A 23,874-nucleotide genomic window follows, 5' to 3' on the forward strand; every position below is an offset into this window, starting at 1 on the left:
CAAATATTCGTTTAGTAACCGGATTAGTTACCTTGGTACCGCGGGCCGGGGTGGAGGCGGCGGCTACTTCCCTGCCGCTACGGCACTTAGCGGAACCCGGGCGCGGACCTGATCTTCGATCCAGCGATAGGTCCGGGCCAATCCTTCTTCCAACGTGATTTCCGGCTCCCATCCCAGCACCTGGCGCAAGCGGGTGTTATCGGAGTTGCGGCCGCGTACGCCCTGGGGACCGGGGACGTGCTTTTTGACGATGCGGACACCGGCGATGGAGGCGACCATGTCGGCGAGCTGGTTGATGGTGACCATGCGGTCCTGGCCGAGGTTCAGCGGATCGCTGTAGCCGGAGCCCATGAGCTTGTAAAGCCCGGTGACGCAGTCGTCGATGTAGCAGAAGGAGCGGGTCTGCTCGCCGTCGCCCCAAAGCTCGATTTCGGGGTTGCCGGTGAGCTTGGCCTCGGCCACCTTGCGGCAGAGCGCGGCCGGGGCCTTTTCGCGTCCGCCCTCCCAGGTACCGAGCGGTCCGAAGATGTTGTGGAAGCGAACGACGCGAACCTCCATGCCGTAGTCGTCGCGATAGTGCATGCAGAGGCGCTCGGTGAGGAGCTTTTCCCAGCCGTAGGCGTCCTGCGGATCGGCGGGATAGGCGTCGTCTTCCTTGAGCGGGACGACGTTGGCCTCGCGCTGGCGGTACTCGGGATAAATGCAGGCCGACGATGTGTACAGGTAGCGCTCGACCTGAGCTTCGCGCGCGGCCTCTAGCGTGTGGAAGTTGATGAGCGTGTTGTTGTGCAGGATCTCGGAGTGATGGCAGGAGATGAAGCCCATGCCACCCATGTCGGCGGCGAGGGCGTAAACCTGGTGCATGCCGGCGACGGCGCGCCGGCAGTTCTCCCAGCGACGCAGGTCGAGCAGGAGGAATTCGTGCGCGTCGGAGGCGCTGAATTCGGGCAGCTTCCGATCAACGCCGCGGACCCAGTATCCCTGGCGGCGAAGGAAGGTAACGAGGTGATGTCCGATGAACCCGCCCGCGCCGGTGACCAGGACCTTTTTCTGCGACAACACGTTTCTCCCGAATTTTTCAGAGTTGATGCTCGTGCATTATAGCGTGGAACACAATCGCGCGTGCCGGGTGGAAAGCACCGAGTAACCAGCTAAGGTGGCGGGCCGCGAAATCGGCACCGAGTACCGAGTGGCGAGTAGCGAGTTGAGGCGCGCGGCTTCGTCGCAGCATTTTTTTGAAATCGGGCGCCAGGCAGGCGACCTTGCGTCGCAGGAACGGCGCCGGCGGCGCTGGGACCCGCCGGCCGCAAAAAACGCGGCCTCAGGATGACTCGGAGAGGAAGGATGTTTCCGAGTCAACCACCTCGCGCAGGCGGGGGTAGGTCTCGATGAGCGTGGCGGGAGCTTTGACGGGGCGCTGGCCGAGCATGCGTTTGAGCTCGACGGCGTTGGCGGCGGCTTTGCCCTTGTAGTGGTTGTTGGTGACGACAAAGGTCTTCTCGGCTTTTTCGGCGACCTGATCGATTCGCCCTTTCCACCATTGTAGTTCGTCAGCGGTGTAGAGGTAGTCGTAGCGGTCGTGGGGGCGCTCGGCGGTGAACCACTGGTCGTAGCGGCGTCCGTGGAGGCGCACGTATCCCACGGGTGAAGTGACGTGCGCGGTGGGGCGCAACGAGCGGCCGAGGATGGGCTGATCGATGTTGCAGAAGCCGACGCCCTGTTCGGCGAAGGCGCGCAGCGTCTGCTGGTCGTTCCAGGTGGCGTGGCGGATTTCGACCACTCGCGGGTATTCGCGAAAGCGCTCCAGGAGGGACGCGAGGTAGGCGCGGTTTTCCTCGGTGTTCTTGAACGAAACGGGAAACTGGATGAGCAGAGCGCCGAGTTTATTTTCGGCGGCGATGGAGTCGAGGCCGGCCTTGGCGAGCGATTCGTCTTCGGGATTGGGCTTGATGGTGGCGGCGGAAGTGGATTCGACGACCGCGACCGGCGAGTGGGTGAAGGCGCGGTTGAGCTTGGCGGTGAAGAGGAATTCCGGATTCACTTCGGCGGCGCGGGACCACTGGCGGCCAAGGCCGGGCTTGATGTGTCCGTAGAACGATGTGTTGATCTCGATCAGGTCGAAGTATTGCGCGAGAAAAGCGACGGGATGCTGGCGGCGCTTCAGTCCCTTTGGGTAGACGGTCCCTTCCCAGTCTTGGTAGGACCAGCCAGCGGGACCGATGCGGATTGGCTCGGGCGGCGCCATCACAAGTCAAAGTCAAAAGCAGCCCGCCAGGGACACGAAGGTCGCACGAGGGGCACGAAGGAAACCACGTCAGAAGAATACCGCGACGACGCGGAAGCCGCCGTTGCCGCCGGGCGTGGGCTGGAGCGGGCAGGCGCGGAGGGCGACGGCGTCGAGGTCGCGACGGCGGGCGTCGGTGAGCATGGGCTCGGGGAGGTCGTCGGTGTTCCAGATGGTGAAGACGACGGCGGTCTGGCTGGTGGCGAAGCGGGTGATGAGCAGCTGCGGCGTGACGTCGGGAGCGCACGCCATTTCGTTGAGGCGGTCGAGGGTGACGACGCGCGCGGGGCCGCGTTTGGCGGCGGCGCGGGCGCGCTGAAACGTGCGCAGGACGGCCTGCTCGGCCTGGGCGGGCGTCATGTCGTCGTATATGCGGGCGAAATCCTCCGTGACATAGACGTAGTTGCCGCGGCGGACGACGCCGATGCCGACGGCGTTGTAGCGCGCGTCGAGGATGTTGGCGCGATGCGGAGGCGACGCCATGAGCGACTGGTGGGCGTTGTCGGCGGGATCGCCGCCTTCGGAGCTGCGGGAAACGTTTTCGCCGAGCGAGTCGAAGCGCAGGCCGGTCCGCGCGACGCGGGCGCCGAGCTCCGGCTCGCCGCTGACGCGATGGGTGAGCTGTTTCGCGTCGGCCATGGCGGTGCTGTGATCGCGAGCGGCGCGGGCCAGGTCGTCGTTGGCGCGAACGGCGGGCAAGCCGCGCCTGGTGCGCTCCTGATTGACCAGGCGCACCAGGTCGGCGACAACGCGAGATTCTTCGCCGGAGGGCCCGGATGATGCGGGCAGCAGGGGCGTGAGCGCGGAGATGAGGCAGAGGGTTAGGGCCTGGCGTTGAACGGCGCGGAGCATCGGGTGGTCAGACACCGTAAACCAGTATAGGAGAGCGCGGGTTGCGCACGTTAGTGTCGCGGCAGCGCGAAGGGCACGGTGGTGCGCACGTCTGGGGCCGCCCACCCTTCGCGCAAAGGAAGGCGAAAGCGTGGGGCGCCCGCCGCTACATTGTGCGGGGCCGGGTGGTCCAAGACCCGGCCGTGGGCGGCCCGCTTCCATCGGGTCTCGCGGCCTACTGCGGGGCGCGGCGGGCCTTGAGGTCGGCGAGGAGGCGGTCGATTTCCTGCTCGCGCTCGAGGCGGGCGAACTTGTCGTCAATGTTGTCGCCCAGCAGTTCGGCGTGGGCCTGCGCGACCGCTTCCTGCTTCAGGACCTTGTGCTTCATGCGGTCAAAGGTTGAGCCTTTGTCCTCGGTGGCGGCCTGCTGCGCCTGGTTGGCGCGCGTGGCCACGCGCGAGCGCCGGTGCTGCGCGATGAGCAGCTCGCTCTTGCCGCGGGCTTCGGCGAGTTTCTGCTCGAGCTTGGAGAGCGCCGACTTCAGGCCCTCGACCTGGGCCTTCTGGTCGGCGATCTGCTCGCGGAAGCTCTCCTGCATCTGCTGGTAGCTCATGGAGCGCTGGAGGGCGGCGCGGGCGAGGTCGTCCTGTTTTTTGTCGACGGCGAGCTCGGCGCGGCGCATCCAGTCGGCGGCTCGCTCCTCGTTTTCTTTGGCTTTTTTCTCCAGCAGGTGCTGGTCGGCGATGGCGATGGCAACCTGCGTCTTGACCTGGAGGAGCTGGTTCTGCATGTCGAGGATGACCTGCTTGATCATCTTCTCGGGGTCTTCGGCCTTGTCGATCAGGTCGTTGAGATTGGCGCGGACAAGAGTTGATACGCGTTCAAGGAGTGCCATGGGACACCTCAGTTTCCGGTTTCTAGTTTCGAGTTCTTGTTTCCTGTTGTTCGTTTCCTGTTCCGAAGAAGTCAAAAGCGTTGCGCGTTGCGCGTTTCCGGAGAAAGTCAAAATTAAAACCGTTCATAGCTGGCCGCGGTGTTCGAGGCGTTTGTAATAAACGAGCGAATGGACGATGGGAACGCCGCCGGCAAGCATGAGCACGACGAGCGGCGCCCAGAAGTTGCGGATGATGAGCGTGAGCAGCAGGCCCACGATGCCGCCGGCGATGAACCATTTGGCGGCGAAGACATGGGTGGCGTGCCACACCTCCTCGCTGGCCAGAGTCCAGGGTGTGCGAATGCCGACGTAGAAGTTGCGGCGCAGGCGCGGCAGGAAGGCGCCGAGCACGGCGAAGAGTCCGCAAACGGCCCCGGTGATTGCCATGTTCATGTTGAGGTGACGGCCGGTGGCAGCGGTGAGGATGAGCGCGTGAATCGCCGCGAGAAAGCCGAGGACGACGAGCAGCACCTGGAGGTAAACGGCGCCGTTGGCGCGTCCGTTGACTTCGAACTTGCGCGGCGAGAGCCAGGGCAGCGCAGCGAAGAGCAGCGTCATGGCGGCCATGATGGCGGGCACGAAGAGCGCGGCGAAGAGCCGGCTGCCGTATCCGTTGACTTGACCCTGCGCGTTCCAATGCATGGGCACCCGCTCGGGCAGCGAGGAATAGAGCACGACGCTGGAGGCGAGGGCGACGAGGACGAAAACGGCGGCGAAGACGTAGTAACGCGTTTTCATGATTGACGTCCTTCCACGAACCACTTCAGGTAGAGCACGCCGGCGGCGTTGGTGATGAGCATGGCGGCGATGGCGGCCAGCGCCGGGACCTTGCCGGCGAACATGCCCACCGCGGCGGCGACGGCGACGGCCAGGATGAGGATTCGGATTGTGAGTTTGGTGGTCATTGCGTTCTCGCTTTGCGGGCGGGGCTGAAGCCCCGGGTTGTTTCCTCCTTTATTCACCGGGTTGGAGCCGGGTGCTGCCACCCGTTCCCCCATCTGGCCAACTGCGGGCCAGATGTGGGGCACCGTCGAGGTCCGTGGTCTGGCGCCGGCGGGCGAGGTCGCCCGCCGCTACACGGTCGAGTGGTCTCATCACGCGCCTGCCTTCGCGCCGCCGCTGTCGCCGGGGCGCGGACCCTTGTCGCCGATCTGGCGGACTTTGCCGAGGAGTTCGGACATCTGCATGCCGGAAAGGGCCTCGAACAGGGCCGGGACCTGCGCGGCGATCCTGGCCATGTCGCCGGTGATCTTGTGAGCGCCGGCGGCGCCGTTTTCGCCGGTGGAGACGATGGTGATCTTGTCCACGTTGGCGAGCGGCGACGACATGGCGCGCACGACCTCGGGCAAGCCGGTGATGAGCTTGTCCACGACGGCGGCCTGGTTGTACTCCTGGTAGGCCTCGGCCTTGACGTTCATCGCCCTGGCTTCGGCTTCGCCCTTCTTGAAGATGATTTCGGCTTCGGCCTCGCCGGTGGCGCGGGTGGCGCTGGCGCGGCCTTCGGCTTCGATCATGAGGCGCTGCTTTTCAGCGGCGGCGAGCTGCTCGATGCGCGCGCGCTCGACCTCGGCGGCCTTGAGGACGCTGGCGATCAGCTCCTTTTCGTGGCGCAGGATTTCCGCTTCCTGCACCTTGATCTGCTGCTCTTTCTCCACCTGCTGCACGCGGACGGCTTCGGCGGTGACCTGCTGCTGCATGATGTTGGCCTGGATCTCGTAGGCCTTGTCGGCCGTGGCCTGCTTTTTCCTGGTGGCTTCCTGGTATTCGGCGCGATTGATCTCCAAATCGCGCTGCGCCTGGGCCTGCTTGGACATGGAAATGGTTTCGGCGAGGACGCGCTCCTGGTCGGCTTGCGCCTTGGCGATGGCGGCTTCGCGCTGGGCGAGAGCGCGCCTGATGGCGGTGTCGCGCTCGGCTTCGGCGGCGGCGACGTCGGCGTCGCGCTTGATGCGGGCGACGTCGGGGCGTCCCATGTTGGTGATGTACTCGTTCTTGTCGCGGACCTCCTTAATGGTGAAGGAAACGACCTCGAGGCCCATCTTGTTCATGTCGTCGGCGCAGGTGGAGCGCATGCGCTCGGCGACCATCTCGGGTTGCTTCACGATTTCTTCCACCGTGAGCTGGCCGATGATGCCGCGCAGGTGGCCTTCCATCACCAGGCGGATGAGGCCTTCGCGCTCCTGCGGCGGCTTGGTGAGGAACTGCTCGGCCGCGGTGAGGATGGATTCCTTGTCGGACTTGACTTTTATTTGAGCGACGGCCTCGACGGTGACGGCCACGCCCTGGCGGGTGTACAGGTCCTGCTGCGGCGCGACGTCGAACGACATCAGTTCGAGCGAGAGGTCGCGGCAGGTCTCAACCATGGGGAAGATGACCGTGCCGCCACCCGACACGATGCGCGTGCCGCGAAATCCGTAGACGACCAGCGCCTGGTGCGGGCCGGCTTTGCGGTAGAGCTGCGTGAGCACGATCATCAGCGTGAACGTGCCGAAGATCAGCAGCGCGATGACGGTCCATGCTCCAGTTGTGAGTTCCATAAGTCCTCCGTTGAGTTCCCGGTCCTCAGTTCTCGGTCCTCGGGTCCTCAGTTCTCAGTTCTCGGTAAGAAACCGTTTGTGCGGGCTGTTCGCTTGCACCTTTCGCCACAAAGAGCGCGAACGGTTGGGGCAGCCGATTCATCGTTGCTTGCCGACGGGCGAGGGCGCCGGTCGTTACACGGCAAAAAGTTTGGCGGCTCATAGATCCTTCTTCTCTGGCGCGGCGCGGTCGAAGGCGTGTTCGCCGGCCAGTTCTTCCCAGCGGCGGACGTAGGCCAGGCCGCGCTCGTAGCGGGTAATCACGACTTCAGTTCCCTTGGGGATGGCGGCGCCGTCGTCGCTGCGGGCGCCGGAGACGCGGCGCGTGCCGGCCTGGGAGAAGATGATCTCGCCGGTGCCTCCGCCTTCGCGGATGGGCACGTTGACGGTGCCGAGCACGCCGATGCGGTCGTAGTCGGCGGCGTCCAAGGAGCGCTCGCAGGAGAGCAGCTTAACCAGGAACCAGAAGATGATCGAGGCGCCTACCAATCCGCCGAGAACGGCGGCGATGAAGCCGAAGACGACCTGCACGTGTCCGTAGTGGGTAAGCAGGTATCCGGCGCCGCCGAACCAGGCGAGGAAGGCGACGATCGTCGAAAAATTCAGGAACGGAACCTCGGTTTCGGCGTGCGCGCCGTGGGCGTGGACACCCGTGGCGTGCGCATGCACGCCGCCGACGTGCGCATGGCCGTTACCGAAATGCGGCAGGCGCCAGCCGGCGGGAAGGTGCAGGTGGAACTGCATGGCGCCGAGCAGGAACGACAGCATGACCAGCGCGAAGCCGACGATGAAACAGACGAGATAGAAGGAGGCGAAATTCATTGCGAGTCACCTTCCTTTTGTGGTTTCGCGCGGCGCTCCGGACGTAATACGTGCAACAAGCGGTCGACGAGCTCGGGGTTTTCCAGGATGGCGCCGAGCAGGACGATGCACTTGCGCGAATCTTGGTGGCGGGCGACGGCGAGGAGCGCCTGGCAGACTTCGGCGTCTTTGCGGAAGCGCTCGGCGCCGTTGATGAGCCACATGTCGAGCTTGTCTTCGATGGCGCGCAGGTCGGAGATGAGCTCGGTGTGGTAGCCCTCGGGGTCGCTCACCAGGTAGCCGGGGTGCACGTTGAAAAAACGCGCCAGCAGCGTGCGCGACTTGTTGGTGAGGTGCGGGCGCGCGCCGCTCTCGATTTGCGAGAGATAGGACTGGCTGAGGCCCTCGCCGAGGTCGCGCTTGATGGCGCGCACGACCTCCTGCTGGGTCATCTCGCGGTCCATGCCGCGGAGCGTGCCCTCGACGTGGCGGAGGTAGCGGATTTTTTCGCCGAGGTTCATGAGAATCGGCCGGTGGCCGTTGGCCCCGGTGGCACGTTGGCCCCGGTGGCACGTTGGCCCCGGTGTCGCAATTACTAATTGCAATATTAATATTGCAATTTGTGAATCACGTCAAGACCTGGATTTCCCTTCCCTGCTAGCGGTTACCGACGACCTTTGGAAAAAGACCCGGCGCGCGCGAGGTGCTTGACAGAACCGGCCGCAGCGTATATAACCGTTACGTTATATAATCTAGGAGTTATGCACATGACCCAATCGGAGCAACTGGACGCGACGTTTGCGGCGCTGGCCGATCCGACGCGGCGGGCGATCCTGGCGCGGCTGGCGTCGGGCGCGGCGTCGGTCCAGGACCTGGCGAGGCCGTTCGAGATGAGCCAGCCGGCAATCTCCAGGCACCTGAAGGTGCTGGAGAGAGCGGGGCTGATTTCAGCGGGGCGGGAGGCGCAGCGGCGGCCGCGGCGGATCGAGGCCCGGCCGCTGGCGGAGGCGAACCAGTGGCTGGAGAACTATCGGGAGCTGTGGGAGGCGCGCTTCGAGAAACTGGACGCGCTGCTGGACGAAATGAAGCCGGTAAACAAGGGGCCGAAACGGACATTGAAACAAAAAACCGGGCGCGGAGGCGCTGACAAAGGAGAGAAGCAATGAGCAACACGGGAAACCTGAAGGTGGAAGCACGCGGGGACCACGAGGTGGTGTTCACGCGAACGTTCGACGCGCCCGCCGCCCTGGTGTTTGACGCTCACACCAAGCCGGAGCTGGTAAAGCGGTGGATGCTGGGGCCGGAAGGCTGGACGATGCCGGTGTGCGAGATCGATCTGCGGGTGGGCGGAACATACCGGTATGTGTGGCGGCACCCGAAGAAGGGCGAGATGGGGCTGGGGGGCACGTTTCGCGAGATCGCGCGGCCGCACCGCATCGTGCACACAGAAAAGTTCGACCAGCCGTGGTATCCGGGCGAGGCGGTGGTCACGACGTTGTTCGAGGAGCAGGGCGGCAAGACCACGATGACGATGGTCATGTGGCTGGAGTCGAAGGAGGGGCGCGATGGCGTGCTGAAGTCGGGTATGGAGACCGGCATGGAGACCAGCTACCAGCGACTGGATGCGATCGTGGCCGAGCAGCTGGCCGGGAAGAAGTAAGAACTTACCGCGGATTTACGCGGATGAACGCAGATCCAATTCATCAGGGCAGGGCGAAACAGTGCTCTGCCCTTTTTTCATTTCGTGAGTTCCTTGCGGATGGATTGCAGCTCGCGGCGGCGGGCGGCGTCGAGCTTGGGATAGGTGATGTCGAGCCCGGCCAAGGTTTCCAGCAGCACCTGGGAGACGATGAGCCGGGCATTTTTCTTGTCGTCGGCCGGGACGATGTACCAGGGCGCGAATTTGGTGCTGGTCTGGGCAATGCAGTCTGCATAGGCGCGCTGGTAGTCGCTCCAGTACGTCCGCTCCTGAACGTCGGCCATGCTGAACTTCCAGTTGCGCTGCGGGTCGTCCATGCGCTGGAGCAGGCGGCGGGCCTGCTCGTCGCGGGAGATGTGGAGGAAGATCTTGACGATGCGGGTGCCGTTGCGGTGGAGGTGCTTTTCGTGGTGGTTGATGGAGGTGAAGCGGTGGCGCCAGATTTTCCCGTCGCTGAGCACGTCTTGCGGCAACGGCTCGGCGCGCAGAACTTCAGGATGCACGCGGACGACGAGCACTTCTTCGTAATACGAGCGGTTGAAGATGCCGATGTGCCCGCGCTGCGGCAGGCGGCGGGTAGTGCGCCAGAGAAAGTCGTGCTGGAGCTCTTCGTCGTTGGGCTGCTTGAAGGCGTAGGCGCGGCAGCCGAGCGGATTCAATCCCGACATGACGTGCTTGATGGCGCCGTCTTTGCCGGCGGCGTCCATGCCCTGGAAGATGACGAGCACGGCGTAGCGGCCGTGCGCGTAGAGGCGCGCCTGCGCCTCGGTGAGCCGCGAACGATGGTCATCGAGGATGCGCTCGTAGTCCTGTTTGGATTTGTAGTGAGGCCCGACGCGCGTGGGCCATTCGGCCAGGTCGATCCTGGCGTCGCGCGCGCGGAAGTCTTTGAGCTTGATCTTCATCCCTACAGTCCGGCCTCGAGGCGGGCGCGCGGGTCGAGGTAGTCGCGCAGGGCGTCGCCGACGAAGTTGAAGCTGAGCACGGCGAGCATGACGGTGACGGCGGGAAAGAGGACCAGGTGCGGGGCGTCGAACAGGTGGGAGCGGCCGTCGTTGAGCATGGAGCCCCAGCTGGCGGTGGGGGGCGTGACCCCGAGTCCGAGGAAGCTCATGGTGGCTTCGGCGAGGACGGCGCCGGCCATGCCGATGGCGGCCTGCACGATGACCGGCTGGATCATGTTGGGAAGGATGTGGCGGATGATGACGCGCGCGTCGGAGGCGCCGAGGGCGCGGGCGGCTTCGACGAATTCGCGTTCGCGCGTGGCCAGCACCTGCGCGCGGACCAGGCGCGCGTAGCCCACCCATCCGCCAAGCGCGAGCGCGAGGATGAGGTTCAGCAGGCCGGGTCCGAGAAAGGCGACGAAGGCGATGGCGAGCAGGATGCCGGGGAAGGAGAGGAAGGCGTTCATCACGATGACGTTGACGAAGCGGTCGACGCGTCCGCCGTAGTATCCGGCGATGGAGCCGATGACCAGGCCGAGCAGGAGCGAGGCGGTGACGACGCTCGCGCCGACCAGCATGGAGACGCGCGCGCCGTAGAGGATGCGGGCGTAGATGTCGCGCCCGAGTTCGTCGGTGCCGAACCAGTGCGCGGCGGATGGGCGCTGAAGGCGGTCGGGCAGGCTGATGGCGGCGGGATCGTGGCCCGCGAGCAGCGGCGCGAACAGCGCGCCGGCGATGAAGATCGCGACCATCACGACGCCGGCGGCGGCGAGCGGGTGGGCGCGGGCGAGTTGGAAGCTCGTGGTCACGTTCGCGAAGGCTCAGTCGTCCCTGCGGGACTCCATTATCTACTTACAACGTGCCCAGCACCGGGTGCTGGGCCACATTCAGCCGGCCTTCGGGCCGATACAGGCCGGGGCCAAGGCCCGACCCGATTGAGTTCGGCTGCCACCGGGCCCAAAGCGCGGCGCTCCCACCGTCACCTCCCTGCTCCCTTGTTGAGGAGGAGCACGGCGGCGATCAGGAGGGCCTTGCGCATTTCAGTTCCCAGACGCTACAGCGCGCGAAGCCGGGCAGTTCGCGCTCACTGGTCATTGTCGAATGCGAGGGTTGACGGCGGAGTAGAGCACGTCCGTGAGAAAGTTTACGGCGACATACGTGAGGCCAATGGTCAGGATGCAGCCCTGGACGACATAGTAGTCGCGGTTGCTGATGGCGGTGATGGTGAGGCGGCCGAGTCCGGGCCAGGAAAAGATCGTTTCCGTCACGATGGCGCCGGCGAGCAGCGCGCCGAATTGCAGTCCAACGACGGTCAGCACGGGGATGAGCGCGTTGCGGAGCGCGTGGCGATAGACGACGTCGCGCTCGGGCACGCCCTTGGCGCGCGCGGTGCGGATGTAGTCCTGGCCGAGTTCTTCGAGCATGGATGTGCGCACCATGCGGGTGAGGATGGCGGCGAGGGCACCGCCCAGCGTGATGGCCGGGAGAACAAAGCTGGTCCAACCAGTGGCGCCGGAGACGGGCAGAAGGCCGAGATAGATGGCGAAGAACAGTATAAGGATGGGACCGAGGGCGAAGTTGGGAAATGAGAGTCCGAGCAGCGAGACGAAGCTGATGACGCGGTCGTCCCACTGATTGCGGCGTCGGGCGGAGCGGACGCCGGCGGGAATGGAGAGCAGCAGGGCGACAGCGAGCGCGGCGAGCGTCAGCTTCAGCGTGTAGGGATAGCGCTGCGCGATGAGCGAGGTCACGCCCTGGTTGAAGCGGATGGACTTGCCGAGGTCGCCGTGGAGAACGCCTTTCCAGTAGTTGAGGTACTGCTGGCCGAGGGGAGCGTCGAGTCCGAAGGCGTGGCGGGCAGCTTCAATGTCGGCGGGCGTGCCGCCCTCGCCCATCATCTGGGCGATGGGGTCGCCGGGGACGATATGAATCAGGAGAAAGACGACGGAGACGACGAGCCACACCACCGGGACCATGTAGAGCAGGCGGGCCAGGATGTAGCGAAGCATGGCTGGACAGTGTAACGCGTTGGAAGGGGTCGGCGGTCGCCGGTCGCTGGCCTTCGGTCGTTGGCCAAGAGTCAAAAGAAAAAATCAGGAGCGTTCACACAAAGGACACGCAGGACGCACGAAGGGCACGAAGGAAATCGCGCTCGTCGCGGCCAACGACGAACGGCGGACCGACGCCACTGTTCAGTCGCCCGCCTTCTCCACGCGCTGTTGCAGCGGCGGCGCCACCGTTTCGACCTTGACGCGCTGGATGCGGAGGCCGTCCATTTCGAGGACGACGAAGCGGTGGCCGTCGTGGACGAAGGCGTCGCCGGGTTTGGGGACCTTTTGCAGCGAGGCCATGACGAAGCCGCCGAGGGTCTCAAAGCCCAGGTCGCGAGGGAGCGGCAGGTGGTGATGGGTTTCCAGGTCGCGCAGGGTGGCGGAGCCATCGAGCACCATGCTGCCGGCGGTGACCAGCGGCGGCTTGGGCGCCACGTCGTATTCGTCTTCCAATTCGCCGACGATTTGCTCGAGCACGTCTTCCACGGTGACCACGCCGGAAACAGAGCCGTATTCGTCCACGACGACGGCGAGGTGGCGGCGGTGGGTCTTGAAGTCTATGAGCAGGTCGGGAAGGACCTTGGTTTCCGGCACGACGAGCACGCTGCGCATGATGTTGCGGACCTCGAGGCGCGGCAGCAGGTCGGCGGGCGCGTTCTGGCGCACGTGCGCCAGGCGGATCTGCATCCAGCGCATGAGCTCCTTGGCGTAGAGGACGCCGACGATGTGTTCGGGGCCGCGCTGCGGGTCGTAGACCGGGATGCGGGAGTGCTGGTCTTGGACGACGCGGTCGAGGGCATCGTCGAGCGGCATGTCAGCCGGGAGAGGGAAGATGTTGGTGCGCGGGATCATGACCTCGCGGACGGTCACGTCGCCCAGCTCGAGCGTGCGATGAATGGTTTCTTCCTGCAGCGGCGGCAGCAGGCCCACGCGGCGTGAGGCGGTGACGATGAGCTTGAGTTCCTCGGGCGAGTGCACGCCGCCCTCGCGGAGGTGGCGCAGCCCGAAGATGCGCAGCACCAGGCGAGCGGACCGGCTGAACAGGTAGAGCGCCGGCTTGGAGATGGTCATGAAGACTTCCATCGGGCCGGAGACAGCGAGGGCCACGCGCTCGGCGCGCTCCAGCGCAACCGACTTGGGTACCAGCTCGCCGAGGGTGACGTGGAGGAAAGTGATGCCGGCGAAGGCCAGCGTGATGGCGATGCCGTGCGCATAAAGGCCGGCGTAAGGGACGCCGCGGAAGAGGGGTTCCAAGAGCCCGGCGAGCGTGGCTTCGCCAACCCAGCCGAGTCCCAGGCTGGTAAGGGTGACGCCGAACTGCACGGCGCTGAGCAGCTGGTCGAGGTTCTGCTGGAGCCGGCGGACGGTGCGCGCGCCGAGGCGGCGGGCTTCAATGAGCTGCTGGATGCGCGTGTCGCGGACGCTGACCAGGGCAAACTCGGCGGCCACGAAGAAGGCGTTCGCCGCCACCAGCAGGAAAAGAGCAATCACCCGCAGCAGCGCCAGGCTGACCATTCGTGAAAATTCTAGCACTGGCAAAGGCAGCCGCATCCCTGCTTGCATCTGTATGACAACACATGGCTTTGCTATGAATGGCGCGCAGTTTTGCAACGCCAGCGGGCCGCCTGCGCAGGCTGGTGTGAGGGCGGGAAAACGGCTATCCTGAGCCGGAACCTGGCGGTAACTCCCTTCCTTCGCAGGCCCATTCCAGTGGATTGTTCCGTCCGGGGCGGAGGCTGGAAAACCTGCTTTCGGAACGCTTGCGCTGCTTCCATTTCGGGCGGAGCGGGGTCTAAGCATTGATCATCGGGCGATGTTCAAGTTTTCCCGGGGCAGTGGAACCAAGCCAGCACCGGCTGCGTAACAGAGTCAGGCAGCGAGAAAGGCCCCCGCGCCGATCGGCGCGACGTACGAGTTCAAAAAGAGCCGAGCAGGGCGCGCCACTGAAACAGGAGGGTGGCTCGCGGAGGCAGGAGGACCCAGTGGCGAACGGCAATGGCAAGAAAAAGAAGCGCCGGCTGCTCTACGGAGGCATCGGCGTCGGACTGGTATTGCTGATCGCGGTTGTGGTGATGGCGGCGACGCGCGGCGGCACCAAGATCGATCCCTCGAAGCTCGGCAAAGTGGAGAGGGGCGACCTGGCCAAGAGCGTGGTCGCGACCGGCAAGATCCAGCCGATCATCCAGGTGGATGTGAAGTCGAAGGCCAGCGGAATCATCAAGCGGCTGCTGGTGGAAGAAGGCCAGACGGTGAAGGCCGGGCAGGTGGTGGCCGAGCTGGACCGCGACGAGATCGAGGCGCAGGTGAATTCGGCGCGCGCCATGCTTGCCAGCTCGGAAGCCAACATGCGCGCCTCGGAAGCCGAGTATGAGCGCGCCAAAGTAGACGCTGAAGGTCCCGACGTTCCGCTGCTGAAGCGCGCCTACGAGCGCGCGGTTTCCATGAGCAAGGACGGCGTGGTTTCGACGTCGCAGATGGAAGACGCGCAGAAGGCCTACGAACTGGCGGTGAACAAGCAGAACGTGGCGCGGGCGCAGCTCCAGGTGAGCAAGGCGAAGGCGATGCAGGCCGCCGCCGAAGTGGCGCGCAGCCGCGCGACGCTCAAGCAACTGGAAGAGCAGCTCAGCTACACGACGATCGTGGCGCCCATGGACGGCGTGATCCTGTCGCGGCCAGTGGAACTGGGTGACGCGGTGAGCTCCATTCTGGTGATGGGCTCGACGGCGACGCTGGTGATGACCATGGGCGACACTCACGAGGTCTACGTGAAGGGCAAGGTGGACGAGAGCGATATCGGCAAGGTCTACCTGGGCCAGACGGCGAGGATCAAAGTCGAGTCGTTCAAGGACAAGACGTTCACCGGCAAGGTGACGAAGATTTCGCCGATGGGCGTGGAGAAGGACAACGTCACCACGTTCGAAGTGCGGGTCTCGATCAACAATCCCGGCGGCGAATTGAAGGCCGCGATGACGGCGAACGCCGAGATCATCCTGGAAGAACACAAGAACGTGCTGCAGATCCCGGAAGGTTCGCTGATCTACGACAAGGACAAGAAGGCATCGGTGGAAGTGCCCGACCCGAGCGCGAAAGACGGCAAGCGGAGAGTGCCGGTCGAGGTGGGAATTTCCAACGGCGCGAAGACCGAACTGCTGAAGGGCCTGAAGGAAGGGGACAAGGTCATTCTGCAGTAAACGAGCTTCCGGGCGCGCAAATGCGTCCGGACCCCGGACCACGGCCCGCATGACCGGCACACCCTCCGCCGGCTGCGGGCTGTGGCATTTTGGAAGACACCGGCAGTTGGCACTTAGCAATTGGCATTTGGCCGTGTAGCTCTGGAATAGAAAATCTAAAGATCGCGGTTTGGGACATTTAGGCCAGCAACCTACGAATTGAGGAGAGCGCGATGACTCACCTGGCCCGCCGTTTTGCCTTCCCTGCCCTGCTTGCATTCACGATCACATCTTTGCTGGCTGTTTCCTCACTGGCCGACACCGGTACGGACGAACAGCGGGAGCAGAAGACGTTTGCGCTGCGCTCGGGTGGAACGCTGGTGCTCAAGCACGAGCGCGGACGCGTTTCCGTGCAGGGCTGGGACAAGGACCAGGTAGTCGTCGACGTGGTGAAGCGCTACGAGGGCGGCAGCACCGCCGAGCGCGACGAGTGGCTGCGCGATACGAAAGTCAATTTCACCAGCGAAAGCGGGCGGCTGGAGATCGAAGTGGAGCGCGCCAACCGGTTCTGCATTGGTATCTGCTACTCGGGCCGGGGCACGGTTGACCTGACGATCCATGCGCCACGCAAGGTGCAGCTCGACATTCATGAGTCGCGCGCGGATTTGCAGGTCACAGATATCGAGGGCGACCTGAGGCTGCGGAATGAACGGTCGAGCGTGCAGGTGGAGCGGCTGACCGGCGGCGTGCGCATTGAGAGCGAGCGCGGGCCGGTGCGCCTGCGCGATGTGAACGTGCGCGGTGATTTCGACGTGAGCGTGGAGCGCGCCGAGTTCGAGTTCCAGGGCTCGGGGCTGCCGCGCGGCGGGCGCGTGCAGAGCGAGCGCGGCGACGTGGTGCTGCGTCTGCCGGAAAACGTGGCGCTGAATGTTGAAGTGAACACCGACCGGCGGTCGAGCTTCCGCAGCGACTTCCCCATCGCCACCACGACTTCTTACAACAGCGAAAAGCTGCGCGGCACTGTGAACGGCGGCGGGCCGCTGCTTCGCCTGGAGAGCACTCGCGGGCCGGTGCGGCTGCTGCGGTACGTGAGCCCGGGCAGGATGTAGAGAACTTCCCTTGCCGCGGATGAACGCGGATTCTTACGGATCTTGAATTCTTTTTCGAGCTGATCCGTGATGGTCCGTGTGCATGCGTGGCAAAGAGCTTTTGTGAGTGCTCTCCTCGCGCCGGCTGGCGCGTCTGAAGAGCGAGAAAGTTCGGGCGGGTGGCGGCGGTTGCTGCTCCCGATGGAGGAACAAGATGAAAAATCAAAGATGGCGGGGGATCGCGATTCTGGCGGTGATGCTGGCGTTTGCCACGGCCGCGTTCGCGGCGGAAGAGGGCACGTTTGATCGCGCGCTCAAGGTGACGGGCCCGGTAGAGATGGAAGTTGCGACCGGCTCGGGGCAGATCATGGTGCACAGCGGGGCGGCGGGGGCGGTGACGATCAAAGGCACAGTCCGGGTGAGCGACAGCTGGATGGGCACTAGCGACGCCAAGGCGAAGTTGCAGCGCATCCTGGGCAATCCGCCGGTGGAACAGAGCGGAAACGTGATCAAGATCGGGCGGGTTGACGATCCGGAGCTGCGGCGCAACGTGAGCATCAGCTATGAGATCGTTACGCCGGCGGAGACGCGGCTGGTGGCGAAGACGGGCTCGGGCGATCAGACGGTGGCGGGACTTCGCGGGCCGGTGGAAATCGCAACCGGATCAGGCCGCCTTCGCGCGAACGATATCGGGAGCGAGGTGCGCGCGAGTTCGGGATCGGGCGACATTGGGCTGGAGAACATCAACGGCGCGGTGCGCGCGTCAACCGGCAGCGGGCGCGTGAGCGCGCTGCGCGTGGCGGGCAGCTTCGACGCCAGCTCGGGATCGGGCGAGATTGAGTCGGAGCAGACTGCAGGCGGCAATGCCCGGGTGAGCACGGGATCGGGCAGCATCCGGCTGCGCGGCGTGAAGGGTGCGCTGACGGTCAGCACGGGCAGCGGCGACATCCAGGCGCAGGGCGAACCGACCAGCGAGTGGAAAGTGGACACGGGCTCGGGCAGCGTGGAGCTACACGTGCCGCAGCAAGCGGCGTTCGACGTCTACGCGCGCAGCAGCTCGGGACGGATCACGGTGGACCATCCGATGACCGTGCGAGGCACGATCAACCGGCACGAAGTTCGCGGTTCGGTGCGCGGCGGCGGCGCGCTGCTGAACGTGCACACCGCGTCGGGCAACATCGAGGTGCGGTAGGGCACGCACCAGCGCGACGGCCCGCGCTTTCGCCGACTGACTCTGCTCCGGCGGGACGCGGGCCGTTTTTTGTTCTGCTGACGATTATTGTCGCTTTGCAAGCGGTGTTCGCAGCGCCATCATGCGAGGCTTGGCTGAGCACAGAGAGAGAACACAACTGGTTGGCGATGCGCTGCGAGAAGGGGCAGTGCTGATCGCGGTCTTGTGGCCGCTGGAGCGCTACGTAACCGAACCTGGACACCATGTTGGTGTTTGGGAGATCGTTCTTGCCGAGACACTCGCCGGCATCCTGCTATGGTGGGGTATCATCATGGAAGGCAGGGATTAGCAATGGACATCTATGGTGTCTGGCTCGCCACCTTCGGATTTTTCGCCGTGGTGTTCCTGGTCGGAAAGTACTGGCAGTCGCGCGATCGCGCCGAACGCGAAAAAAGACGCGCAGCGCGCTGAAGCCGCGCGCCGAAGCAGTGCTCCTCGGGCCTTTCTCGTGCCATTCTTCCCTGAATTCTTGACTTGCGCGCGGCGCGCGCGATAACGTCCCGACGACTTTCTGATTCCGTTCTGGCGGGAGATTCCTTTGGCGCAGCGCATGGTGACCTTCACCACCGACTTCGGCACGACGGACCACTACGTCGGAGCGATGAAGGGCGTGATCTACAGCATCAATCCGGATGCGAAGCTGGTGGACATTTCCAACTCGGTGCAGTCCTACGACGTGCTGGACGGCGCGATCACCATCGCGCAGGCGTACAGCTACTACCCGGCGGGCACGATTCACGTGGTGATCGTCGATCCCGGCGTGGGGTCGTCGCGGCGGCCGCTGCTGGTCACGACCGAGCGGCACATGTTCCTGGCGCCCGACAACGGCGTGCTGTCGTTCGTCTTCGAGCGCGAAGAGCGGCTGTCGGTGCGGCACATCACCAGCGAGCACTATTTTCTCCAGCCGGTGAGCCAGACGTTCCACGGACGCGACGTGTTTGCCGCCGTCGCGGGATGGATGAGCAAGGGGGTTGAGGCGGCGAAGTTCGGCGACGAGATCACCGACTTCGTCCGCTTCGCGGCGCCGAAGCCGAAGGCGCTGAGCGACAAGGCCATGAAGGGACTGGTGCTCAAGACGGACAAGTTCGGGAACCTGATTACGAACATTCGTCCTGACGATTTGCCGCAGCTGTTTCAGGCGGAGCCGCCGCCATTTCGGATTGTCGTCGGCAAGGGCGAGATCACGAAGATGAAGACGGCCTACGCGCAGGGCACGCCCGGCGAGGTCTTCGCGATCCAGGGCAGCATGGGTTTTTTGGAGATTGCGACCAACCGGGGGTCGGCGTCGCGCACGATCCTGGCGGACAAGGGCAGCGAAGTCGGAATTTGGATTGGGGAAGATGCGGTGGCCACTCCCGCGGCTTCGTAAAACCAGTTTCACGTTTCGCGTTCCGCGCCCCGAAGGCCGTTACGGGTTGCGCGGCTTCGGGCGCGCATAGCGGTCCATTTCGGCGGTCCACTTCAGGAAGCGGGCCAGTTCGCGGCGCTCGCGCCACATGAACCCCCAAAATTCCAGGAAACCGATTTTGTCCATCTTGAGGCCGCAGTAGGTCTCGATGCGCCACTTTAGATAGGGACTTCGCCAGGGGGCGAGGCGGTGTCCCGCGGTGGCGGCCCAGAGGAAGCGGAGGATGTAACGCATGAAGACCGTCGTTGGTCGTTGGCCGCCGGCCGCTGGCCACCGGCCTGCAACGAGTATAGCGGGCGTCGGCAGCGGCCCAGTCGTTTCTGCGGGACCGGATCGAATTCGATCCGTTCCCCGGCGCTTCGTGCCGGGCCACATTCAGCCGCCCTTCCGGCTGCTCGTTCCAAGAACCGAGAACCGGTTTCAGATGTCGTACTTCTTCAGCAGGTGGCGGAAGCTGCGGTAGGAGATTTTCAGCAGGTCGGCGGCGCGGGTTTGGACGCCGCCGGACTGGCGGAGGGCGGACTGGATCAGCGAGCGCTCGATGCTGGCGACGTAGCGCTCCAGGTCAACGCCCTCGGGCGGGAGCGCGGCGCCGTCGCCTGCAATGCCCGCTGCCGCGGCGGTGGCGCGGGCGCGCGGACGGTCCATGGGTATCTCGACGTGGAGCTCGTTGCCGCTCTCGAGCGCGACGGCGCGTTCGATAGTGTTCTCCAGCTGGCGGACGTTGCCCGGCCACTCGTAGGCGCAGAGGTCGCGCAGCGAGCTGGCGGCGATGCGCAGGATGCTCTTGCCTGCCGCCGGCGCGAAGCGCTTGAGAAAGTGGCCGGCGAGCAGGGGGATGTCTTCTTTGCGGTCGCGCAGCGGCGGGACTTCGATGGGGATGACGCTCAAGCGATAGTAAAGGTCTTCGCGGAAGCCGCTTTCGGCGACGAGCTTTTCCAGGTCTTTGTTGGTGGCGGCGATGACGCGGACGTCCACCGGAATTTCTTCCGTGCCGCCGACGGGGCGCACGGTGCGCTCCTGGAGCGCGCGCAGCAGCTTGACCTGCATGGCGATGCTCATCTCGCTGACTTCGTCGAGGAAGATGGTGCCGCCGTGCGCGCCTTCGAACAGGCCGCGCGAGTTGTGCGTGGCGCCGGTGAAGGCGCCCTTCACGTATCCGAAGAGTTCGCTTTCGAGCAGCGTCTCCGGAAACGCGCCGCAGTTGACGGGAATGAAGGGTTCGGAGGCGCGCGGCGAGCAGGCGTGCAGCGCGCGCGCGACCAGTTCCTTTCCGGTCCCGCTCTCGCCCAGGATCACCACGGTGCTGCCGGTGGCGGCGACGGTGCGGATGGTTTCCTTCAGCTTCTCCATCGCGGCGCTGGCGCCGATGATGTTCTCCAGCGAGTTGCGGCTGTTGGCGTCGCGGCGGAAGGCCTGGTTCTGGCGGCGGAGCGAGACTTTGTCGAGCGCGGCGTCGATGGCCAGGCGGACGGCCTCCACCAGGTCTGGCCCTTTTTGCAGGTAGTCGGAGGCGCCGGCCTTCACGGCCTGGATGGCGGCGTGCACGTCTTCGACGGCGGTCATGAGGACGACGGCGGTCTCGGGCGAGGAGCGGCGCGCGTGCTTGAGCACGTCAATGCCGTTGGTGTGCGGCATCTTGATGTCGGTGAGGATGATGTCGTAGAGCGCGGAATCAATCTTGCGCTTGGCGGCCTCGCCCGAGTTCACCGTTTCAATGCGGTGGCCGTCTTTGCGCAGGGTGATTTCGAGCATTTCGCAGATGGAGCGCTCGTCGTCGCAGACCAGGATGTTAGCCATGCGCCCCCTTAACCGCGGCGGAGACCGGTTCGTCCGCGCCGGGACGATCAGCGGGTGCGGGAACGCGGGCGGCCTGCCTGATTTCGAGGATGAATTCGGCGCCGTGGCCGGGCTCGGAGCGCACGCTGATCTTGGCGTCGTGCGCCTGCACGATCTGGTAGACGATGGCGAGGCCGAGGCCGCTGCCGCTCTCAAACCATGACTGATAGGGTTCGAAGACTTTTTCCACCTGCTGCGCGGTGAGGCCGGGGCCGGTGTCGGCGAAGCTGATGAGCCACTTGCCGTCGCGGGCACGCAGAGAAACAGTGAGCGTGCCGCCGTGCGGCATGGCGCGGACCGCATTCTCGCAGATATTCCAGAAAACCTGCTTCATGCGGTCGCCGTCAGCGACGGCCGGGGCCTCGGCAGCCTCGAAGTTGCGGACGATGCGGATGGCGGGGCGTGGGCTGTCGCCCGATCCGAGCAGCGGAAGCCGGTTTTCGAGCAGGGTGAGCGTGTCATCGAGCAGCAGGCGCAGGTCGAGGTGCGCGAAGGTGTAGTTTTTGTCGCGCGCGTAGGCGAGGAAGTCGGAGATGATGCCGTTGAGGCGCACGGACTCGCGGCCGACGATATCCACCAGGCGGAGCTGCTCGTCGTTGAGCGCGGCGACGGAGGCGAGCACCTTGACCGAACCGGCGATGGAAGCCAGCGGCTGGCGGATTTCGTGGGCAATGCCTTCCGCCATGCGTCCGAGGGCGGCGAGGCGGTCGCGCATGCGGACCTCGCGCTCCAGGCGGCGGACCTCGGTGAGGTCGGTAAACGTGTAGAGGAAGCCGGAGGCGCCGCTGCCGGGCACGGTGAGGGTGGCGGCGGTGACGCCGAGGGTTTTTTCCTTGCCGGTGGGAGTGAGCGAGCGCGCTTCGCCGCGCGATGAGCCGCGGATTCCGATGGGCAGGCGGTCGAGAAACAGGCTGCTTACCGGTTGGCCGAGCACGTCTGCCTCTTCGCGCTCCAGCAGGCTCGCGCCGGCGGGATTGAGCACGGTGACGCGGCCCTCAAGGTCGGTGGTGATGAGGCCGCCGGTCATCGAGTTGATGATGTTCTCGTGCAGGGCCTGGAGGTTGAGCAGCGCGCCGCTCTTATCGGCCAGCTGCACGTCGGCCTGGCGCAGCTTGTTGCTGAGCATGCTCGACAGGTAGGCGATGGCGATGTACGCGAACAGGTTGATGAAGATGACGGCCTGCAGCGAGCGCGGGCCGGGTGTGGAGGAGCCGTAGGACGGAATGATGCCGAAGTAGGTGAGCTCGAGCATCGCGCCGAAGGCGATGAAAGCCAGCAGGGCGGTGAGGTATGCCCAGACGCGCGAGAGCAGGATGCTGGCGACGATGATGATGAGCGGGTTGAGGAAATTGAACGAGGTGTCGATGCCGCCGGTGACGTAGAGCACGGCGGTGGCGAAGACCAGGTCAGCCAGAATCTGGGCGCGGGCCTCGAGAACGTCGTGTCCCCAGCGGCTGAGCAGCAGGTACATGAGGCTGGGGACGACGTACCAGGCGAGGATGACGCCGACGAACAGCGCTTCCGAAACGTGGGTCGGGGTGAGCCGGATGATGGCCAGCTCGATGACGAGCAGGCAGGTAACGATGATGACCCTGACCTTGACCAGCCAGGTCAGCCATGTGCGGACATTGAAGTCGGTCGCCATCGTCTTCTGTCGTCTGTCGGGCGCAGAGAGCGGGCGTTGCACGCCAGCGGCGCGCAGCGCTGCGCCCTCCGCTCCCGGACCTCAGCCGGCCAGCTTGGAGATGAGCGAGAACAGCGGCATGTACAGCGAGATCACGATGCCGCCGACCATGAAGCCGAGGAAGCCGATCATGATCGGCTCCAAGAGAGTGAGCATGTCCTTGGTGGCCGCGTCGACGTCGTCTTCGTAGAAGTCGGCGATCTTCTGGAGCATGGCGTCCATCGCGCCCGTGGCTTCGCCGACGCCGATCATCTGCGTGACCATGTTGGGGAAGACGCCGCTTTCCTTCAGCGGATCGACAATGGTGCGGCCTTCTTCAATGGCCTTGCGCACCTTCATGAGCGCGCGCTCGAGCACGGCGTTGCCGGATGTGCGCGCGGTGATGGAGAGACCTTCCAGGATGGGCACGCCGGAGGTGATCAGAGTGCCGAGCGTGCGGCTGAAGCGCGCGACCGCGATCTTGCGCAGCAGCATGCCGACAACCGGAAGGTTGAGCAGGAACTTGTCGAAGTAGTAGCGGCCTTCGGGATGCTTGGTGATCTGCTTGATGGCAATGACCAGCGCGATCAGGCCGGCGATGAACACCCACCAGAAGCGGCCCACGAAGTTGCTGGCGCTCATGACGATGCGGGTGGGCAGCGGCAGGTCAACACCCAGGCCGGCGAACAACTGCGCAAACGTGGGGACGACGAACTTCAACAGGCCGCCGACGATCAGCACGGCGATGCTGATGACCGACACGGGATAGATGAGCGCCGACTTGACGGCCGATTTCAGCTTGACGGCTTTTTCGACGTAGGTCGAAAGGCGCTGGAGAATCGTGTCCAGAATACCGCCGGTCTCGCCCGCCTCGATCATGTTGGTGGTGAGGTCGTCGAAGATCTTGGGATAGCCACGCATGGCGTTGGCGAGGGTGGAGCCGCCCTCGACCGTGGTCCGCACGCCGTTCAGGGCGCGCTGGAACGCCTGGCTCTCCTGGTTGGCGCCAAGGATTTCAAGACACTGCACCAGCGGCAGTCCGGCGTCGATCATGACGGAGAACTGGCGGAAGAAGATGGCAATGTCCTTGGTGCCGACCTTGCCTCCACCGAAGGTGGGCAGGGCGAACTCCTTGCCCTTCTCCTTGATGGCGTCGGCGGTAATGCGTTCGCGCAGCAGCTGTGCCTTGAGCACCTGCTTGTTTTCAGCCACGCGTTCGCCGTTGACCTTCTGACCCGCGGCGTTCTTGCCAGTGTAAGTAAAAGTTGGCATGCCAAGCCTCCCATCAGCTCCGGCCTATGGCCGGGCGTCGAGCCCGAACAGCGTGTTAACCATCGCGCCTCAGTCGCGTTCGC

At 64.8% G+C, this 23,874-nt stretch carries 24 protein-coding genes; 7 read left to right on the forward strand and 17 right to left on the reverse strand.

The annotated features are described in order from the left end of the window. Positions 1-63 precede the first annotated feature (63 nt). The 9 genes from VFA60_10525 to VFA60_10565 all read right to left on the reverse strand — a co-directional run bounded on the left by VFA60_10525 (position 64) and on the right by VFA60_10565 (position 7,947). Positions 64-1,059 carry an NAD-dependent epimerase/dehydratase family protein gene (locus VFA60_10525; protein ID HZQ92216.1) on the reverse strand — a complete coding sequence of 332 codons (996 nt, stop codon included), beginning with the start codon at positions 1,057-1,059 and terminating at the stop codon, positions 64-66. 262 nt (positions 1,060-1,321) lie between these two features. Then, positions 1,322-2,245, reverse strand: coding sequence for a DUF72 domain-containing protein (locus VFA60_10530; protein ID HZQ92217.1), 924 nt, complete (start codon positions 2,243-2,245; stop codon positions 1,322-1,324). A gap of 69 nt (positions 2,246-2,314) precedes the next feature. Beyond that, positions 2,315-3,151, reverse strand: a complete 837-nt coding sequence (locus VFA60_10535) for a CAP domain-containing protein (GenBank protein HZQ92218.1) — start codon at positions 3,149-3,151, stop codon at positions 2,315-2,317. 199 nt (positions 3,152-3,350) lie between these two features. After that, a complete protein-coding gene (locus tag VFA60_10540) occupies positions 3,351-4,010 on the reverse strand; it encodes a PspA/IM30 family protein (protein ID HZQ92219.1) in 660 nt (219 codons plus the stop codon). Between the two features lie 123 nt (positions 4,011-4,133). Beyond that, the gene (locus VFA60_10545; GenBank protein ID HZQ92220.1) at positions 4,134-4,787 is read right to left on the reverse strand and encodes a DUF1648 domain-containing protein; all 654 of its coding nucleotides are present in this window, start codon (positions 4,785-4,787) and stop codon (positions 4,134-4,136) included. Beyond that, positions 4,784-4,954 (reverse strand): hypothetical protein, encoded by a 171-nt coding sequence (locus VFA60_10550; GenBank protein HZQ92221.1) that lies wholly within the window; start codon positions 4,952-4,954, stop codon positions 4,784-4,786. Before VFA60_10550 ends, VFA60_10545 begins: the two co-directional genes overlap by 4 nt. Before the next feature lie 189 nt (positions 4,955-5,143). Further along, positions 5,144-6,586 (reverse strand): SPFH domain-containing protein, encoded by a 1,443-nt coding sequence (locus VFA60_10555; protein ID HZQ92222.1) that lies wholly within the window; start codon positions 6,584-6,586, stop codon positions 5,144-5,146. Between the two features lie 198 nt (positions 6,587-6,784). Then, entirely contained in the window at positions 6,785-7,447 is a 663-nt protein-coding gene (locus VFA60_10560) for a hypothetical protein (protein HZQ92223.1), read from the reverse strand. Beyond that, positions 7,444-7,947: a helix-turn-helix transcriptional regulator gene (locus VFA60_10565; protein HZQ92224.1), complete on the reverse strand. Its 504-nt coding sequence runs from the start codon at positions 7,945-7,947 to the stop codon at positions 7,444-7,446. Before VFA60_10565 ends, VFA60_10560 begins: the two co-directional genes overlap by 4 nt. Positions 7,948-8,187: 240 nt before the next feature. On the opposite strand from VFA60_10565, the gene VFA60_10570 reads away from it, so the two are divergent. Together VFA60_10570 and VFA60_10575 are read left to right on the forward strand one after the other, a co-directional pair. Next, the gene (locus tag VFA60_10570; GenBank protein HZQ92225.1) at positions 8,188-8,592 is read left to right on the forward strand and encodes a metalloregulator ArsR/SmtB family transcription factor; all 405 of its coding nucleotides are present in this window, start codon (positions 8,188-8,190) and stop codon (positions 8,590-8,592) included. Further along, positions 8,589-9,086 carry an SRPBCC family protein gene (locus VFA60_10575; GenBank protein HZQ92226.1) on the forward strand — a complete coding sequence of 166 codons (498 nt, stop codon included), beginning with the start codon at positions 8,589-8,591 and terminating at the stop codon, positions 9,084-9,086. The genes VFA60_10570 and VFA60_10575 overlap by 4 nt, the downstream gene beginning before the upstream one ends. 77 nt (positions 9,087-9,163) lie before the next feature. On the opposite strand, the gene VFA60_10580 is transcribed toward VFA60_10575, so the two are convergent. The 4 genes from VFA60_10580 to VFA60_10595 all read right to left on the reverse strand — a co-directional run bounded on the left by VFA60_10580 (position 9,164) and on the right by VFA60_10595 (position 13,635). After that, positions 9,164-10,030: an ADP-polyphosphate phosphotransferase gene (locus tag VFA60_10580; protein HZQ92227.1), complete on the reverse strand. Its 867-nt coding sequence runs from the start codon at positions 10,028-10,030 to the stop codon at positions 9,164-9,166. A 2-nt stretch (positions 10,031-10,032) separates the two neighbouring features. Then, positions 10,033-10,878, reverse strand: coding sequence for an ABC transporter permease (locus VFA60_10585; protein ID HZQ92228.1), 846 nt, complete (start codon positions 10,876-10,878; stop codon positions 10,033-10,035). Between the two features lie 282 nt (positions 10,879-11,160). Beyond that, complete coding sequence (gene nikB, locus VFA60_10590) at positions 11,161-12,078, reverse strand: nickel ABC transporter permease (protein ID HZQ92229.1); 918 nt, start codon at positions 12,076-12,078, stop codon at positions 11,161-11,163. A 183-nt stretch (positions 12,079-12,261) separates the two neighbouring features. After that, a complete protein-coding gene (locus tag VFA60_10595; GenBank protein HZQ92230.1) occupies positions 12,262-13,635 on the reverse strand; it encodes a hemolysin family protein in 1,374 nt (457 codons plus the stop codon). 467 nt (positions 13,636-14,102) lie between these two features. Here VFA60_10595 and VFA60_10600 point away from each other — a divergent pair, with 467 nt between their 5' ends. The 5 genes from VFA60_10600 (at position 14,103) to VFA60_10620 (ending at position 18,978) form a co-directional block, all read left to right on the forward strand. After that, positions 14,103-15,311, forward strand: coding sequence for an efflux RND transporter periplasmic adaptor subunit (locus tag VFA60_10600; protein HZQ92231.1), 1,209 nt, complete (start codon positions 14,103-14,105; stop codon positions 15,309-15,311). A gap of 212 nt (positions 15,312-15,523) precedes the next feature. Next, positions 15,524-16,399: a hypothetical protein gene (locus VFA60_10605; GenBank protein HZQ92232.1), complete on the forward strand. Its 876-nt coding sequence runs from the start codon at positions 15,524-15,526 to the stop codon at positions 16,397-16,399. A gap of 193 nt (positions 16,400-16,592) precedes the next feature. Beyond that, on the forward strand, positions 16,593-17,570 hold the full coding sequence (locus tag VFA60_10610) for a DUF4097 family beta strand repeat-containing protein (GenBank protein ID HZQ92233.1): 978 nt from the start codon (positions 16,593-16,595) through the stop codon (positions 17,568-17,570). Between the two features lie 187 nt (positions 17,571-17,757). Beyond that, on the forward strand, positions 17,758-17,898 hold the full coding sequence (locus VFA60_10615; protein ID HZQ92234.1) for a hypothetical protein: 141 nt from the start codon (positions 17,758-17,760) through the stop codon (positions 17,896-17,898). Between the two features lie 249 nt (positions 17,899-18,147). Further along, positions 18,148-18,978: an SAM-dependent chlorinase/fluorinase gene (locus VFA60_10620; protein ID HZQ92235.1), complete on the forward strand. Its 831-nt coding sequence runs from the start codon at positions 18,148-18,150 to the stop codon at positions 18,976-18,978. A gap of 39 nt (positions 18,979-19,017) precedes the next feature. Here the strand turns inward: VFA60_10620 and VFA60_10625 are convergent, their stop codons facing one another. From VFA60_10625 to VFA60_10640, 4 genes are all read right to left on the reverse strand, one after another. Continuing rightward, positions 19,018-19,251 carry a hypothetical protein gene (locus VFA60_10625; protein ID HZQ92236.1) on the reverse strand — a complete coding sequence of 78 codons (234 nt, stop codon included), beginning with the start codon at positions 19,249-19,251 and terminating at the stop codon, positions 19,018-19,020. 186 nt (positions 19,252-19,437) lie between these two features. Then, on the reverse strand, positions 19,438-20,817 hold the full coding sequence (locus VFA60_10630) for a sigma-54 dependent transcriptional regulator (protein ID HZQ92237.1): 1,380 nt from the start codon (positions 20,815-20,817) through the stop codon (positions 19,438-19,440). After that, positions 20,810-22,501, reverse strand: a complete 1,692-nt coding sequence (locus tag VFA60_10635; protein HZQ92238.1) for an ATP-binding protein — start codon at positions 22,499-22,501, stop codon at positions 20,810-20,812. The genes VFA60_10630 and VFA60_10635 overlap by 8 nt, the downstream gene beginning before the upstream one ends. Before the next feature lie 81 nt (positions 22,502-22,582). Further along, complete coding sequence (locus tag VFA60_10640; protein ID HZQ92239.1) at positions 22,583-23,791, reverse strand: type II secretion system F family protein; 1,209 nt, start codon at positions 23,789-23,791, stop codon at positions 22,583-22,585. Between the last annotated feature and the right edge of the window lie 83 nt (positions 23,792-23,874).

The sequence above is a fragment of the Terriglobales bacterium genome (genome assembly GCA_035651995.1).
In the GTDB taxonomy this organism is placed as follows: Bacteria; Acidobacteriota; Terriglobia; order Terriglobales; family Acidobacteriaceae; genus DASRER01.